The organism is Terrirubrum flagellatum, assembly GCF_022059845.1.
In the GTDB taxonomy this organism is placed as follows: Bacteria; Pseudomonadota; Alphaproteobacteria; order Rhizobiales; family Beijerinckiaceae; genus Terrirubrum; species Terrirubrum flagellatum.
Genome location: NZ_CP091851.1, coordinates 1,795,561 through 1,809,175 on the forward strand (window position 1 = coordinate 1,795,561; position 13,615 = coordinate 1,809,175).

Annotated in this window: 14 protein-coding genes; 12 read left to right on the plus strand and 2 right to left on the minus strand. The window is 62.3% G+C overall.

Going from position 1 to position 13,615, the window contains the following annotated elements; genetic code table 11:
* Positions 1-21: 21 nt before the first annotated feature.
* Complete coding sequence (gene rimO, locus L8F45_RS08715; protein ID WP_342362483.1) at positions 22-1,374, minus strand: 30S ribosomal protein S12 methylthiotransferase RimO; 1,353 nt, start codon at positions 1,372-1,374, stop codon at positions 22-24.
* 276 nt (positions 1,375-1,650) lie between these two features.
* Between rimO and L8F45_RS08720 the strand changes: the two genes are divergently transcribed.
* From L8F45_RS08720 to L8F45_RS08730, 3 genes are read left to right on the plus strand one after another with little or no spacing between them, the layout of a single operon-like run.
* Entirely contained in the window at positions 1,651-2,262 is a 612-nt protein-coding gene (locus L8F45_RS08720; RefSeq protein ID WP_342362484.1) for an RNase A-like domain-containing protein, read from the plus strand.
* Positions 2,263-2,277: 15 nt separating this feature from the next.
* Positions 2,278-2,556 (plus strand): hypothetical protein, encoded by a 279-nt coding sequence (locus tag L8F45_RS08725; RefSeq protein ID WP_342362485.1) that lies wholly within the window; start codon positions 2,278-2,280, stop codon positions 2,554-2,556.
* Between the two features lie 48 nt (positions 2,557-2,604).
* The gene (locus L8F45_RS08730) at positions 2,605-2,910 is read left to right on the plus strand and encodes a hypothetical protein (protein ID WP_342362486.1); all 306 of its coding nucleotides are present in this window, start codon (positions 2,605-2,607) and stop codon (positions 2,908-2,910) included.
* A 44-nt stretch (positions 2,911-2,954) separates the two neighbouring features.
* Here L8F45_RS08730 and L8F45_RS08735 read toward each other — a convergent pair whose 3' ends face one another.
* Positions 2,955-3,308 (minus strand): hypothetical protein, encoded by a 354-nt coding sequence (locus L8F45_RS08735; protein WP_342362487.1) that lies wholly within the window; start codon positions 3,306-3,308, stop codon positions 2,955-2,957.
* A 178-nt stretch (positions 3,309-3,486) separates the two neighbouring features.
* On the opposite strand from L8F45_RS08735, the gene L8F45_RS08740 reads away from it, so the two are divergent.
* The 9 genes from L8F45_RS08740 to L8F45_RS08780 all read left to right on the plus strand — a co-directional run bounded on the left by L8F45_RS08740 (position 3,487) and on the right by L8F45_RS08780 (position 13,571).
* Positions 3,487-4,662: a low temperature requirement protein A gene (locus L8F45_RS08740; protein ID WP_342362488.1), complete on the plus strand. Its 1,176-nt coding sequence runs from the start codon at positions 3,487-3,489 to the stop codon at positions 4,660-4,662.
* 257 nt (positions 4,663-4,919) lie between these two features.
* On the plus strand, positions 4,920-5,771 hold the full coding sequence (locus L8F45_RS08745; RefSeq protein ID WP_342362489.1) for a hypothetical protein: 852 nt from the start codon (positions 4,920-4,922) through the stop codon (positions 5,769-5,771).
* Positions 5,772-6,286: 515 nt separating this feature from the next.
* Entirely contained in the window at positions 6,287-7,585 is a 1,299-nt protein-coding gene (gene urtA / locus L8F45_RS08750; protein ID WP_342362490.1) for an urea ABC transporter substrate-binding protein, read from the plus strand.
* A gap of 183 nt (positions 7,586-7,768) precedes the next feature.
* On the plus strand, positions 7,769-9,382 hold the full coding sequence (urtB, locus tag L8F45_RS08755; RefSeq protein ID WP_342362491.1) for an urea ABC transporter permease subunit UrtB: 1,614 nt from the start codon (positions 7,769-7,771) through the stop codon (positions 9,380-9,382).
* Positions 9,379-10,515: an urea ABC transporter permease subunit UrtC gene (gene urtC, locus L8F45_RS08760; protein ID WP_342362492.1), complete on the plus strand. Its 1,137-nt coding sequence runs from the start codon at positions 9,379-9,381 to the stop codon at positions 10,513-10,515. The genes urtB and urtC overlap by 4 nt, the downstream gene beginning before the upstream one ends.
* A gap of 4 nt (positions 10,516-10,519) precedes the next feature.
* Entirely contained in the window at positions 10,520-11,287 is a 768-nt protein-coding gene (gene urtD / locus L8F45_RS08765; RefSeq protein ID WP_342362493.1) for an urea ABC transporter ATP-binding protein UrtD, read from the plus strand.
* 232 nt (positions 11,288-11,519) lie between these two features.
* A complete protein-coding gene (urtE, locus tag L8F45_RS08770) occupies positions 11,520-12,215 on the plus strand; it encodes an urea ABC transporter ATP-binding subunit UrtE (RefSeq protein ID WP_342362494.1) in 696 nt (231 codons plus the stop codon).
* Positions 12,216-12,298: 83 nt separating this feature from the next.
* Positions 12,299-12,898: a DUF5666 domain-containing protein gene (locus L8F45_RS08775; protein ID WP_342362495.1), complete on the plus strand. Its 600-nt coding sequence runs from the start codon at positions 12,299-12,301 to the stop codon at positions 12,896-12,898.
* A gap of 70 nt (positions 12,899-12,968) precedes the next feature.
* Complete coding sequence (locus L8F45_RS08780; RefSeq protein WP_342362496.1) at positions 12,969-13,571, plus strand: DUF5666 domain-containing protein; 603 nt, start codon at positions 12,969-12,971, stop codon at positions 13,569-13,571.
* The last annotated feature ends 44 nt before the right edge of the window (positions 13,572-13,615 follow it).

Consider the following 13,615-nt stretch of genomic DNA (forward strand, 5'->3'; position numbering starts at 1 on the left):
TTGAGGAAACGGCGCGGCGGATCACACCGCCGCGCCGTGAAGATCATAGGCCTCGGCGCGCTCGATCTTCACCGTGACGATGTCGCCGGCGCGCAAGGGGCGACGCGAGGCGATGAAGATATTTCCGTCGATGTCGGGCGCATCCCAGATCGTCCGGCCTTTTGCCACGGTGGGTCCGGCCTCATCGATGATCGCCTTCACGCGGCGGCCGACCTTCTTCTGCTGAAGCTTGGCGCTGATCGCGTTCTGCGTCTCCATGAAGCGCTTCCAGCGCTCCTTCTTCACGTCTTCGGGCACGGCGGGCAGGCCAAGCGTTTCCGACTTCGCGCCCTTCACCGGCTCGTATTTGAAGCAACCGACGCGCTCGAGCTTCACGTCCTTCAGCCATTGCAGCAGGAATTCGAAATCCGCGTCTGTCTCGCCGGGGAAGCCGACGATGAAGGTCGAGCGGATGGCGAGATCGGGACAGATCTCGCGCCAGCGCGAAATGCGCTCCAGCGTCTTCTCCTGATGAGCCGGCCGGCGCATCGCCTTCAGCACGCCAGGCGCGGCGTGCTGGAAGGGGATGTCGAGATAGGGCAGCACGAGCCCTTCCGACATCAGACCGATCACCTCGTCCACATGCGGATAGGGATAGACATAGTGCAGGCGCACCCAGGCGCCGAGCGATCCCAGTTCGCGCGAGAGATCGAGAAAGCGCGCGCGGACAGCGCGATCCTTCCACTGGCTCTCCGCATATTTCACGTCGAGGCCGTAGGCGCTCGTATCCTGCGAGATGACGAGCAGTTCTTTTACGCCGGCCTTCACCAGCTTCTCCGCCTCGCGCAGCACGTCGGCGGCCGGCCGTGAGACGAGATCGCCGCGCAGATGCGGGATGATGCAGAAGGAGCAGCGGTTGTTGCAGCCCTCGGAAATCTTGAGATAGGCGTAGTGGCGCGGCGTCAGCTTCACGCCCTGCGCCGGCACGAGATCGACAAAGGGATCATGCGCCGGCGGAACGGCGGCGTGAACGGCGGAGACCACGCTCTCATATTGCTGCGGGCCGGTGATCGCGAGCAGGTTCGGAAAGCGATCGGTAATCTCGCCGGGCTCGGCCCCCATGCAGCCCGTGACGATCACCTTGCCGTTCTCGGCCATCGCCGCGCCGATGGCGTCGAGCGACTCCGCCTTGGCGGAATCGATGAAGCCGCAGGTGTTCACGATCACGAGGTCGGCGCCGTCATGCTTTTTCGTCAGCTCGTAGCCTTCGGCGCGAAGCGTCGTGATGATGCGTTCGGAATCGACCAGCGCCTTGGGGCAGCCGAGCGACACGAAGGAAATGCGGGGCGCGGCCGCAGGCGCGGGCGGCGTGGGATCGTCAAGGGCGGGATTCATGCGCGCGCCATAGACCGAACAGGCCCGGGACGGAAGGGCGAGGGCCGGCGCTTGCGACCAGCAGCGTTGCGACGGTCATTCCGCGTGCGGAACATATAGAGAACAAATCTTGACCTGCGTCACGCTCCATGATAGGACTAAAGTCATGATGCGGAGATGCGCCCCATGACAGCGACAAAAGGAGAAGACGAAAGCCAATTGCCGATGCGAACGCTGATCAGCCGCGTCCGCTGCGACATGGCGGCGTGGGAGGTCCGGTTCGCGCTCTTTCGTCTGATGCTGGCGGCGAAGGCTTACAATCCCGACCAGCCTCGCGTTCCCGCAGGCCATCCGGATGGCGGGCAGTGGATGGATGCAGGGTTTCATCTGCTCCGGCCGCGTTATGATCCGGGACAGCGGGAGGAGGGGGAGAATGTCCGCGTCGCCGGCGAAGGCGGCGACGCGGGACGATATCAGGTCAATCTGAATGATGAGGAGGCGCCGAAAGGGATCGGGCACACGATCCGCCGCCATGTCGGGCAGACCGACGCGGAGCTGATGGCGCGGATGCGGCTGGATTGGTCGAAGGTTCAGACCCCGAATCTGAGGATCATCCACTACGCCGAGGCCTATGGGAGCTTTACTTCGACGATTCAGGCGAATGACTTCGTGAATCAGGTTCTGCGCGACAACAAGGAAAAGGTCGATGCCGTCGCGAACGGCGACGTAGAGGATATCGCTTTGGAAAAGAGGTTCGGCTATCCCACAGGCAAGGAAGCTTATCGGCCTGACGGCGAGTTTGAGTCCTATATACGGACAACTTATTGCGTTCGCGTCGTCATCGAACACGATGGAAGGAGTTCACGAGGTTATCGGGTACGCACGGCGATGCCCGTCAATCAACGGTGACGACAGGACTCAATCATGAACATCCCTCCCGCATTCCCTAAAATGGGCGCTTGGTTTGATACCGAAGTTCGCGACATGATCCGCGAAGGCGAAGATGTGTTCTCATTCGCGCTCCGGCATATTGACGACCACGAGAAGCAGGAAGTGAAAACTTTCCTGATCGAGGTTCTCGCGACTGTTCATGATCCAAAGGAGCTTCAGCGTCTTTGGCGCCATGCGCAATCGCGGATAGTCATTCCTGATGATCGTCACTTACGCGCGCTTTTGCAGGAAATCGTAAACAGGATTGGCTGAACTGCGATGGACAGAACTGCTTACGAAACATGGCTTGGGAATTTGTCGTTGATTGATAGAGCGCGCGCTGCTCGCCATCATGCATTCGCTGCGATCATCGGAGAAAGCCGCCACGATTTTGAAATCACCGATAGCAAGGAGCTGCTCGACTTCGTGCAGCGCTGCCTGACGGCGCTGATGGATCACGGCGCAAAACCCGTCATCGGGGGCGGCGGCACGCGCTATGACTGGATCGAGCAGCCGCAATATGGATCAACGACGAAGGAGATCGTCGACAACATCATCGCCGAGTGGCAGGCGAAGGGCGATCCTGATCATGGCGGGTTGTGGCTCGCCAAGCCGGAACTGTTCTGACGCGGCGGCGGCGCGGCGACGCCCGCTATCGACGCAAGGCGGCTCTATTTGCCTTTCAAGGTCACGCGATATTGCGCATTGGCGTTCATGATCGTCGCCATCTGCGACTGGTTCTGCACATTGACGTTCATCGACACCAGCCGGCATTCATCCGCGATGGTCTCGACCAGCGCCACGCATTCGCGCGATGCGACTTCGTAGAGCTGCTTGCGGAATTGGGACTGCGCCGCGATCAGCTTGATCGGATCGCGCTCGTCGCTGAAGAACGGAATCGAGAAGTTGACGGTGATCTGCGCCTCGCCCGCGCCGGGCGGCGTGCGCGGCATCATCTGGGCTTCGGCGCCGTGGGCGAACAGAAGCAGGGCGGGGAGCGTTTTCAGCGCAATCTTCGTCATCATGAATGAGAGTCCAGGTGGAAACACGGGCATCCTGATGCGTGGTTATGTCAAAATCTTTGCATGCCTGGGGCGGTTTTTGCCTTTCGCGCACGGAATCTGTTGATCATTGCAAGACCGCGCCCCGGGCGGTTGTCCCACTGGCGATTTTCTCTACGGTCTTTTCGAGGGCGCTGAAGCAATGACGACGGACAGATCGATTTCCCTGCTGCGTGGCGAGACCGTTCACGGACATCATCGCGTCACCTTCGTCGAGCTGTTCTTCGATCTCGTCTTCGTCTTTGCCGTCACGCAGGTCTCGCACACCTTGCTGGCGCACTTCACGTTGATCGGCGCGATCGAGACGCTGATGCTGCTGCTTGGCGTGTGGTGGGCGTGGATCTTCACATCCTGGACCACCAACTGGTTCGATCCGGAAAGGACGCCTGTCCGGATCGCGCTGTTCGCGCTGATGATCGCTGGCCTCGTGCTTTCGACGTCAATTCCGAAAGCGTTCGAGAGCAGGGGGCTCGCATTCGCTCTCGCTTACGCCGCGATTCAGGTCGGGCGCACTTTGTTCTTTCTCCTGAGCCTGCCGCCATCGGAATTGGCGCAGCGGCGCAATTTCCAGCGCATCCTCGCCTGGCTCTCGACGGCCGCTGTGTTCTGGATCGCCGGCGGCTTCGCCGAGGGCGGCGCGCGCATCGCGCTATGGGCGATCGCGCTCGCAATCGAATATGCGGCGCCGGCCGCGCGCTTCTGGACGCCTGTCATCGGCGCGTCGTCGATTGCGGACTGGACCATCGAAGGCGGCCATATGGCCGAGCGCTGCGCGCTGTTCGTCATCATCGCGCTCGGGGAATCGTTGCTGGTGACCGGCGCGACCTTCGCCGATCGCACATGGGACGCGCCTGTCGTCGCAGCGTTCGCGCTTGCCTTCATCGGCAGCGTCGCGATGTGGTGGATCTATTTCGACAGCGGGGCGGAGGAAGGCAGCGAGCAGATGTCGAAGGCGATGGATTCGGGCCGTATCGCCCGGCTCGCCTACACCTACATGCACCTTCCTATCGTCGCCGGAATCATCGTCTCGGCCGCCGCCGATGAGCTCGCGCTCGCTCATCCCGTCGGTCATGTCGAGGGCAAGTTCGCTCTCAGCGCGATCGGCGGGCCGCTGCTGTTTCTCGTCGGCATGATCCTGTTCAAGCGCGCGGTGCGCGGCTGGTTCATGCTGTCGCACATGGTCGGCATCGCGGCGCTGCTGCTGCTGATCCCCTTCGCCGCGCAGATGACGCCCCTGATTTTCTATGGGCTGACGAGCTTCATCCTCGTCGTCGTCGCGGCCTGGGAGACGATCTCGCTCGCCAACAGGGAGGACTGAAACGCATACGCCATGATCATCGGCGCCGACCTGCTGCTTCTTGACGTTCGCCTGATCGCGGGCGCATCCTTGGCGGAGACGGCGCCTCGGCCGCGATCGCGCATCTCATCAGCAAAACGGCGCGCAATGTGCGACGCAACACTTGTAACGCGATTGCCCATTCTATTAGCCTATTAGCTCTCCGCTAAGCGCCCGCGCACGAAGTACGAGGCCTCGGTTCCGAAAATGGGTTGAACCACACCGGGAGGGTCGTAATCGTGATTACTCACAAGCTGCCTTGCCACTACGTCGATTTTCTCTGCAAGCCCGGGCTCAAGACGCGCGGGGGGACTGTGTCGCTTCAGATGTATATGGGCGCGCATAAGAACGGGCAGAAATCTGCCGAATTTCTCGACGCCCTCTTCGGCGAAAAAGGCCTTAAAGACGACGACGATCCGACATGGACGCCGCAATGGTGCGTACCGAATTCAGGGAAATGGGATAGTGAATTCATCATCATGAGAAAGGGACAGGGGAACCACGTCTATTATGTGAGGCTCTGGGACTGGATATGGGACAATCAGGAGAAGCTGGGCACGGCGAAATCGAGCGTCCTGCGTGCTGTCTATGACAAGTACTTCGTCAGGAAAGCAGGCGGCTCCAATCCACTTCAAGGCATGGTCAACGACGCCTATTTCGGCAACGAATGCATTGGCTTCGTCTCGAACTATTTACGCTGGATCGGCAAATGGGAGAGTTATAAGGGCGCTGACAATCACAAATGGAGCATGCATTTCACCAAGCAGATCAATCGGCTCGAAGATGTGCGCTCCCTCGACTTGCTCGAATGGGTGAATTTCGGCCATATCGCGCTTGTTGACGATGTTTTCGGGGTAATAGGCGGGCAGCTTAAACTCAACGTTTCGCAGTGTTCCGGGTTTAAGGATGGACCCAAGGGTCCGATGTCCAACAACGGTTTGATGCTCATTGATCAAGGGGATGGGCTGTTTAAAACTGTTGGCGCGTGGCCGGTGGATGGAACTCTGAATGTTCGCCGTATGCCAGATTTGCAATATGGGTCGCCGCGATATCCTTGCACTCCCACCGTATATCCGGCCGCCATACGGTGAGATTTGGTCCTGTCTCCTGAGACAGGCGGTTTAGCGTGGATCCGATGACGGGAAGCACGAACCCGTATGAAGATGCTTGGACGGCCCGGGGCCGCGCGCGAATCCAACGTCGCCGCCCTCCGCCTCGCTGAATTCGGATAAATGCTTCATCGAAACCAGGCGGCGGTTTGCATGACCAGGCCAACGCCGCCAGTGCGGCGATCTGGCGTTGCGGATATTGGCGTCGCCCGGATCGGAATTGCGCCGCTTCAATGCGAACCTGGGTGAGGGGTCCTCACGCATTGTGGGGTTGATGCGGCGAAGGCCACAATCGCCGTTGCGATCTGCTGTTGGTTGACAGCCGGCTAACTGCCCTCTGCGGCGCTGGCGATCATTCTGCCTAATTCGTGGGCAGGTCCGTGCCGGTCGCTGCAACTCCTCTGCGCTTTGCCGCCGCCTGCGGCTGGCACATTGCTTGCTGACCCCCTGCCGCAACCAGCTTGTGCTTGAGCTGGAAGCTTCCAGGGGGAGATCAGATGGCGTTCGATTTCAATCGCCGTAAATTTTTGACCACCGTTTCGGGTGCCGCGGCGGCCTCGGCGCTCGGCGCGCCGGCCATCCTGGCGCAAACAGGTCCGATCAAGGTCGGCATCCTGCATTCGCTCTCCGGCACCATGGCCATCAGCGAAACCACGCTGAAGGATGTGATGCTGATGCTCATCGAAGAGCAGAACAAGAAGGGCGGCCTGCTTGGCCGCAAGCTCGAAGCTGTCGTCGTCGATCCCGCGTCGAACTGGCCGCTGTTCGCGGAAAAGGCGCGCGAACTCATCTCGAAGGAGAAGGTCTCGGCGACCTTCGGCTGCTGGACCTCGGTCAGCCGCAAATCGGTGCTGCCGGTGTTCAAGGAGCTCAACAACATCCTCTTCTATCCCGTGCAGTATGAGGGCGAAGAGTCCGAACGGAACGTGTTCTACACCGGCGCCGCGCCGAACCAGCAGGCGATCCCGGCCGTCGACTATCTCATGTCGAAGGATGGCGGCGAGGCGAAGCGCTGGGTGCTCGCGGGCACGGACTATGTCTATCCCCGCACGACCAACAAGATTCTCGAAGCCTATCTCAAGGCGAAGGGCGTCGCCGCCGACGACATCATGATCAACTACACGCCGTTCGGACATTCGGACTGGCAGACGATCGTGTCCGACATCAAGAAGTTCGGCTCGGCCGGCAAGAAGACCGCGGTCGTGTCGACGATCAATGGCGACGCGAACGTTCCCTTCTACAAGGAGCTCGGCAACCAGGGCATCAAGGCGACCGACATTCCCGTCGTCGCCTTCTCGGTCGGCGAAGAAGAGCTCGCCGGCATCGACACGAAGCCGCTGCTCGGTCATCTCGCCGCGTGGAATTATTTCCAGTCGATCAAGACGCCGGCCAACGAGGCCTTCATCAAGCAGTGGCAGGCCTTCACCAAGAATCCGAAGCGCGTCACCAACGATCCCATGGAAGCGCATGTGATCGGCTTTGACATGTGGGTGAAGGCCGCGACAAAGGTCGGCACGGTGGAAGTCGACAAGGTGATCGACGCGCTGCCAGGCACCGAAGCGCCGAACCTGACGGGCGGCATGTCGAAGATGCTGCCGAACCATCACATCACCAAGCCGGTGTTCATCGGCGAAGTGAAGGCCGACGGTCAGTTCGACGTGGTGTGGAAGACGGCCGGTCTCGTTCCCGGCGACGCCTGGTCGAAGGAGCTCGAGGGCTCCAAGGACCTGGTCGGCGACTGGGTCGACAAGAAGTGCGGCAACTTCAACATCAAGACCAACAAGTGCGGCGCGTAAGCGCGTTGGGCTGAAATCGAAGTCGCCGCTCTCTCGCGTTTCAAGAGACACGGCGGGGACATTTCAAAGCGTCATCCCGGGGCTCGCCAGACGCGAGAGCCCCGGGATCCACGAGATCCGGGGCGACGATGGGTTCCGGGCTCGGTCCTGCGGACCGCCCCGGAATGACGATCTGGATAAAGAATGACGTTTCGCAGTTTGATCTTTTTGCTCGTTAGCGTTCTTGCGCTTGCTGCGGGCGGTTGGAGCGCCCATGCGCAATCCAACGCCAATCTTGACGCCGCGCTCGACAAGCTCGCAGCCGACAGTTTCTCCGACACGGAGCAGGCGATCGCGGGCGTCGCCGCATCGGGCGCGCCGCAGGCTGCGGCCATTCTCGATGCGATGGCCGACCGGCGCCTCTTCGCCGTCGCGAATGCGAAGACGGTTTTCTACAAGGACAAGTCCGACAAGGCGTTCGACGCGCGCACGGCGCAGCCGTTGGCGAGCGCGCCTGCCGATGCTTTCATGGTTCGCCTCAACAATCGCCTGCGCAACGTGGTGCAGGCTTCGGTCGGCTCTCTCACGCTGATGTCGCCCGATCCGGCGCGGCGCATCGAGGCGGCGAACGCCGTGTTCCGCTCGCGCGATGCGGCGGCCCTGCCAACGGTGGAGGAGGCGCTCGCGAAGGAAAGCGACGCGCGCGCGAAGAAGGCGTTGCAGGCGGCTCGCGCCGCGATCCTGCTTCTCAAGACCGACGCGCCGGAGGCCGCCCGCATTGATGCGGTGAGCCTGCTCGCCGAGCAGGGCGACAATGACAGCCTCGCGCTCCTGCGGCAGGCCGCGGGCGGCGCGTCCGGCTCGCTGAAATCCGCGATCGATGTCGGCGTCGCCGGCATCGAACGCAAGCAGCGCATGCTGGAGATTTTCCAGACCGTGATCTTCGGCGTGTCGCTGGGATCGGTGCTGCTGCTCGCCGCAATCGGACTTGCGATCACCTTCGGCGTCATGGGCGTCATCAACATGGCCCATGGCGAGATGGTGATGATCGGCGCGTATACGACCTTCGTGGTGCAGGAGCTGATGCGCACCTACGCGCCCTGGCTGTTCGACTGGTCGCTCGCGGTTGCGATTCCGCTCGCCTTTCTCGTCTCCGGGGCGGTGGGCGTCGCGATCGAGCGCGGCATCATCCGCTTCCTTTATGGCCGGCCGCTGGAGACGCTGCTCGCGACCTTTGGCGTCAGCCTCATCCTGCAACAGGCGGTGCGGACCTGGTTCGGGCCGACGAACCGCGAGGTCGGCGCGCCGCGTTTCATGTCGGGTTCGTTCGAGCTGTTCGGTTTGCAGCTCACCTATGGCCGCATGTGGATCATCGTGTTCACGCTCGCCGTGTTCGCGCTGCTGCTGCTCGTGCTGAAGGCGACGCCGTTGGGACTCCAGATGCGCGCGGTGACGCAGAACCGGCGCATGGCGAGCGCCATGGGCATCAAGACGCGCTTCGTCGACGCCATGACCTTCGGCCTCGGCTCGGGCATCGCCGGCATCGCCGGCGTCGCGCTGAGCCAGATCGACAATGTCAGCCCGAACCTCGGCCAGAGCTACATCATCGACAGTTTCATGGTCGTGGTGTTCGGCGGCGTCGGCAATCTCTGGGGCACGCTGCTCGGCGCCTTCACGCTCGGCATCGCGAACAAGCTGCTTGAGCCTTTCGCCGGCGCCGTGCTCGGCAAGATCGTGATCCTCGTGCTGCTGATCCTGTTCATCCAGAAACGTCCGCGCGGGCTGTTCGCGCTCAAGGGCAGGGCGATCGAGGCATGATTGCGCCCCGTCTCATCAGGCTTCTCGAAGGCCGCGGCCTGCTGTTCCTTGCGCTGTTGGCGATCGCGGCTTTCGCAGTGGCGTTCGGCAATCTCGCGCTGCCGCCATCGTCGCCGTTTCATGTCTCGACCGGCGCCGTCGTGCTGATCGGCAAATATCTCTGCTACGCGATCCTCGCTCTCGCGCTCGATCTGGTCTGGGGTTATTGCGGCATTCTTTCGCTGGGCCACGGCGCGTTCTTCGCGCTCGGCGGCTACTGCATGGGCATGTATCTTATGCGCCAGATCGGCACGCGCGGCGTTTATGCGCATCCGATCCTGCCCGATTTCATGGTGTTTCTGAACTGGAAGGAGCTGCCTGTCGCCTGGTACGGCTTCCAGTCGTTTCCCTATGCGATGCTGATGGTGATGCTGGTGCCGGGCGCGCTGGCTTTCGTGTTCGGCTGGCTCGCCTTCCGCAGCCGCGTCACCGGCGTCTATCTCTCGATCATCACGCAGGCGCTGACTTACGCGCTGCTGCTCGCCTTCTTTCGCAATGACATGGGTTTCGGCGGCAATAACGGCCTGACCGATTTCAAGGACATCGTCGGCTTCAACGTGCAGGCGCAATCGACGCGCGTGGCTTTGTTCCTGATCACCGTGGCGTTTCTGATGATCTCTTTCGTGATCGCGCGCGTGATCGTGTCGTCGGCCTATGGCAAGGTGCTGGTGGCGATCCGCGACGCGGAGAGCCGCACGCGATTTCTTGGTTATCGCGTCGAGCATCACAAGCTGCTGGTGTGGACATTGTCGGCCGTGATGGCGGGGATCGCCGGCGCGCTCTATGTGCCGCAGGTCGGCATCATCAACCCTTCCGAGTTTTCAACGACCAACTCGATCGAAGCCGTGGTGTGGGTCGCGGTCGGCGGCCGCGGCACTCTGGTCGGCGCGGCGCTTGGCGCGATCGTGGTGAATTATCTCAAGACGTTCTTCACGACCGGCGCGCTCGCGGCTTACTGGTTGTTCGCTCTCGGCGGCTTGTTCGTGCTGGTGACTTTGGTGATGCCGAAAGGCCTGATCGGCGCCTGGGACGAATTCATGGCGAAGCGTCGCGCCGCGCAGGCGCAGGCCGCGTCATTGAAAGCGGCGGAGTAGGGCGATGAACGCCACGACGAACGCTACGGTGACGCGCGCCATCCTCTATCTCGACGGCGTCAGCGTGTCGTTTGACGGCTTCAAGGCGCTGCGCTCGCTGTCGCTGACGCTGGAGCCCGGCGAGATGCGCGCCATCATCGGTCCGAACGGCGCCGGCAAGACGACGATGATGGATTGCATCACCGGCAAGACAAGGCCCGACGAGGGCGACATCCTGTTCAATCTCGGCGCCGTCGATCTCACGCGTTTCGATGAAGCCGCCATCGCCGAGATGGGCATAGGCCGCAAGTTCCAGAAGCCGACGGTGTTCGAGATGCATACGGTCGCCGACAATGTGCTGCTGGCGCTGAAAGGTCCGCGCGGTCCATTCTCGGCGCTGTTCGGCGCGCGCAATCATGTGCCGGCGGAGAAGATCGACGAAATCCTGACGCGGGTGCGTCTCATCGCCCATCGCGATCGTCGCGCCGGCGATCTCTCGCACGGCCAGAAGCAGTGGCTCGAAATCGCGATGCTGCTCGCGCAGGACCCCAAGGTGCTGCTGGTCGACGAGCCGGTCGCGGGCATGACCGACGCGGAGACGGAGACGACGGCGGAGCTGCTGCGCGAGATCAACCAGAGCCATTCAGTGATCGTCGTCGAGCACGATATGGGTTTCGTGCGCGCGCTCGATTGCAAGGTCACCTGCCTGCATGAAGGTTCTGTGCTGGCTGAAGGAAGCATCGACGCAGTCGCGAACAATGACCGCGTCATCGAAGTCTATCTGGGGCGGTGATGGTTGCGCGCTCGATGCAACGTGGTTTGCTCACCCGCCCCTTGAGGGGGAGGGTCGATCGACGGCAGGCGAAGCCTGACGGCGATCGGGGTGGGGTGAATTTCGATATGCGTTCAAATGTTCACCCCACCCCGATCCTCGCTTTCAGCTCGGATCGACCCTCCCCCTCAAGGGGAGGGTGGAAAGCGCCGCTCTATGCGCGCGCGGCGACAAGCGACTGGGTTTCTTGTTCATGCTGAATGTCAACGGCATCGATCTCTATTATGGCGCGGCGCAGGCGCTGCGCGGCGTCACCATCGAGGCGAAGGTCGGCGAGGTGACCTGCGTGCTCGGCCGCAACGGCGTCGGCAAGAGTTCGCTGTTGCGCGCCATCGTCGGTCACCAATCGATCGCGCGCGGCGAGATCACGATCGACGGTCAGGATGCGCGACCGCTGCGCCCGGAGGAGCGCGCGCGCATCGGCGTCGCTTATGTGCCGCAGGGTCGCGAAATCTTCCCGCTGCTGTCGGTGAAGGAGAATCTCGAAACCGGCTACGCCCCGCTGAAGCGCGGCGAACGCTTCGTCCCGAGCGATCTTTACGATCTGTTTCCTATCCTCAAGACGATGCTGGGTCGTCGCGGCGGCGATCTCTCGGGCGGACAGCAGCAGCAGCTTGCGATTGCGCGCGCGCTGGTGACGCGTCCGAAGCTCCTCGTTCTCGATGAACCGACCGAAGGCATCCAGCCCTCAATCATCAAGGATATCGGCCGCGCCATCTCCTATCTGCGGAGCCGCGGCGGCATGGCGATCGTGCTGGTTGAGCAATATTTCGATTTCGCCAAGGAACTCGCCGACCGCTGGTATGTGATGGATCGCGGCGAAGTGACGCTGAACGGCACGCGCGCGACCATGGATGAGGACGAAATCCGCCGCCGCATGATGGTGTAGCGCCTTCGGACGCTCACGCCGGCGTGATTGGCCCGCGCCGGCTTGATGTGATGCGATCCCGGAAATCGCTCGGGATTCACGTCATGAACTTGTCATATCGCTTCTTCGCGGCTGCGTCGCTCGCGACGATCATCGCGACGAGCGCTTTCGCGCAGAGTTCGCCGATGCGCGTGCGCGGGCCGGTGACCGCCATGCAGGGCTCGTCGCTGACCGTGAAAGGCCGCGACGGCGATGTCGCGGTGAAGCTCGCCGATAACTGGAGCGTCGGCGGCCGCGTTCCCGCGAAGCTTGCTGACATCAAGGCGGGGGATTTTCTCGGCGTCGCCGCGGTGCCGCAGACAGGCGGCGTGTTGCGCGCGGTCGAGGTCTTCATCTTTCCCGCCGGCGTGAAGTCCGGCGAAGGACATCGTCCATGGGACCTTCTCCCTGAAGGCACGATGACCAACGCGACCGTCGCCGAGACGGTGAAAGCGGTCAGCGGCCAGACCATCAAGATGACCTATCCCGGCGGCGACAAGACGATCTTCGTGCCTGAGGACGCGGCGATCACGATCAGCGCGCCAGCGGAGAAGAGCGACGTGAAAATCGGCTCGGTGGTGTTTCTCTCGGCGGAGAAGCAGGGCGATGGCTCGCTCGTCGCCAATCGCGTCACGGTCAATCTCGGCGCTTCGGCGCAGCCCTGAACTTTCGTCAAGCAAGGCCGAGCGCGCGCCGCGCGGCGCGCATCTCAGCTATTTCAGAGAGGTCACGCCCATGACATCGCGTTGGCTCGCAGCGATCCTGCTTTTCCTCTGCGTGGCGCCCGCATCCGCTTTCGCGCAATCGACGCCGATGCGCGTGCGCGGCGTCATCGAAAAGCTCGACGGCGCCAATCTCACCGTCAATTCGCGCGACAGCGGCATGATCACCATCAGGCTCGCCGACAACTGGAGCGTCGGCGGGCTGAAGCCCGCCAAGCTCGAAGATATCAAAGCCGGCGATTTCGTCGGCGTCGCGGCGATGCCGCAGTCGGATGGAACGATGCGCGCCATGGAGGTGCTGGTGTTTCCGCCGGGCGCCAAAGGCGGCGAGGGGCATTATCCCTGGGATCTCGCGCCTGAAAGCACGATGACGAATGCGAGCGTGACAGAGACCGTGCAGGGCGTCAGCGGCCGCACGCTGAAGCTGACCTATCAGGGCGGCGAGAAGTCGATCGTCGTGCCGCCCGATGCGCCCGTGGTGACCTTCGCGCCGGCCGACAAGGCGGATGTGAAGCCGGGCATGTCCGTCTTCATCGGGGCGCAAAAGCAGTCGGACGGATCGCTGACGGCGATGCGGGTGACGGTCGGCAACAATGGCGTCGCGCCGCCGATGTAGGGCGGCGCGTCGCCGTCAATCCCGGGACGACGCCGTCGAAAATT

Excerpts from the sequence above, each read along its gene's own strand:
- urtE (WP_342362494.1), top strand. The coding sequence starts at position 11,520 with ATGCTGAATGTCAACGGCATCGATCTCTATTATGGCGCGGCGCAGGCG.
- L8F45_RS08735 (WP_342362487.1), bottom strand. The coding sequence starts at position 3,308 with ATGATGACGAAGATTGCGCTGAAAACGCTCCCCGCCCTGCTTCTGTTC.
- urtB (WP_342362491.1), top strand. The coding sequence starts at position 7,769 with ATGACGTTTCGCAGTTTGATCTTTTTGCTCGTTAGCGTTCTTGCGCTT.
- urtA (WP_342362490.1), top strand. The coding sequence starts at position 6,287 with ATGGCGTTCGATTTCAATCGCCGTAAATTTTTGACCACCGTTTCGGGT.
- L8F45_RS08740 (WP_342362488.1), top strand. The coding sequence starts at position 3,487 with ATGACGACGGACAGATCGATTTCCCTGCTGCGTGGCGAGACCGTTCAC.
- urtD (WP_342362493.1), top strand. The coding sequence starts at position 10,520 with ATGAACGCCACGACGAACGCTACGGTGACGCGCGCCATCCTCTATCTC.
- L8F45_RS08775 (WP_342362495.1), top strand. The coding sequence starts at position 12,299 with ATGAACTTGTCATATCGCTTCTTCGCGGCTGCGTCGCTCGCGACGATC.
- rimO (WP_342362483.1), bottom strand. The coding sequence starts at position 1,374 with ATGAATCCCGCCCTTGACGATCCCACGCCGCCCGCGCCTGCGGCCGCG.
- urtC (WP_342362492.1), top strand. The coding sequence starts at position 9,379 with ATGATTGCGCCCCGTCTCATCAGGCTTCTCGAAGGCCGCGGCCTGCTG.
- L8F45_RS08780 (WP_342362496.1), top strand. The coding sequence starts at position 12,969 with ATGACATCGCGTTGGCTCGCAGCGATCCTGCTTTTCCTCTGCGTGGCG.
- L8F45_RS08725 (WP_342362485.1), top strand. The coding sequence starts at position 2,278 with ATGAACATCCCTCCCGCATTCCCTAAAATGGGCGCTTGGTTTGATACC.
- L8F45_RS08720 (WP_342362484.1), top strand. The coding sequence starts at position 1,651 with ATGCTGGCGGCGAAGGCTTACAATCCCGACCAGCCTCGCGTTCCCGCA.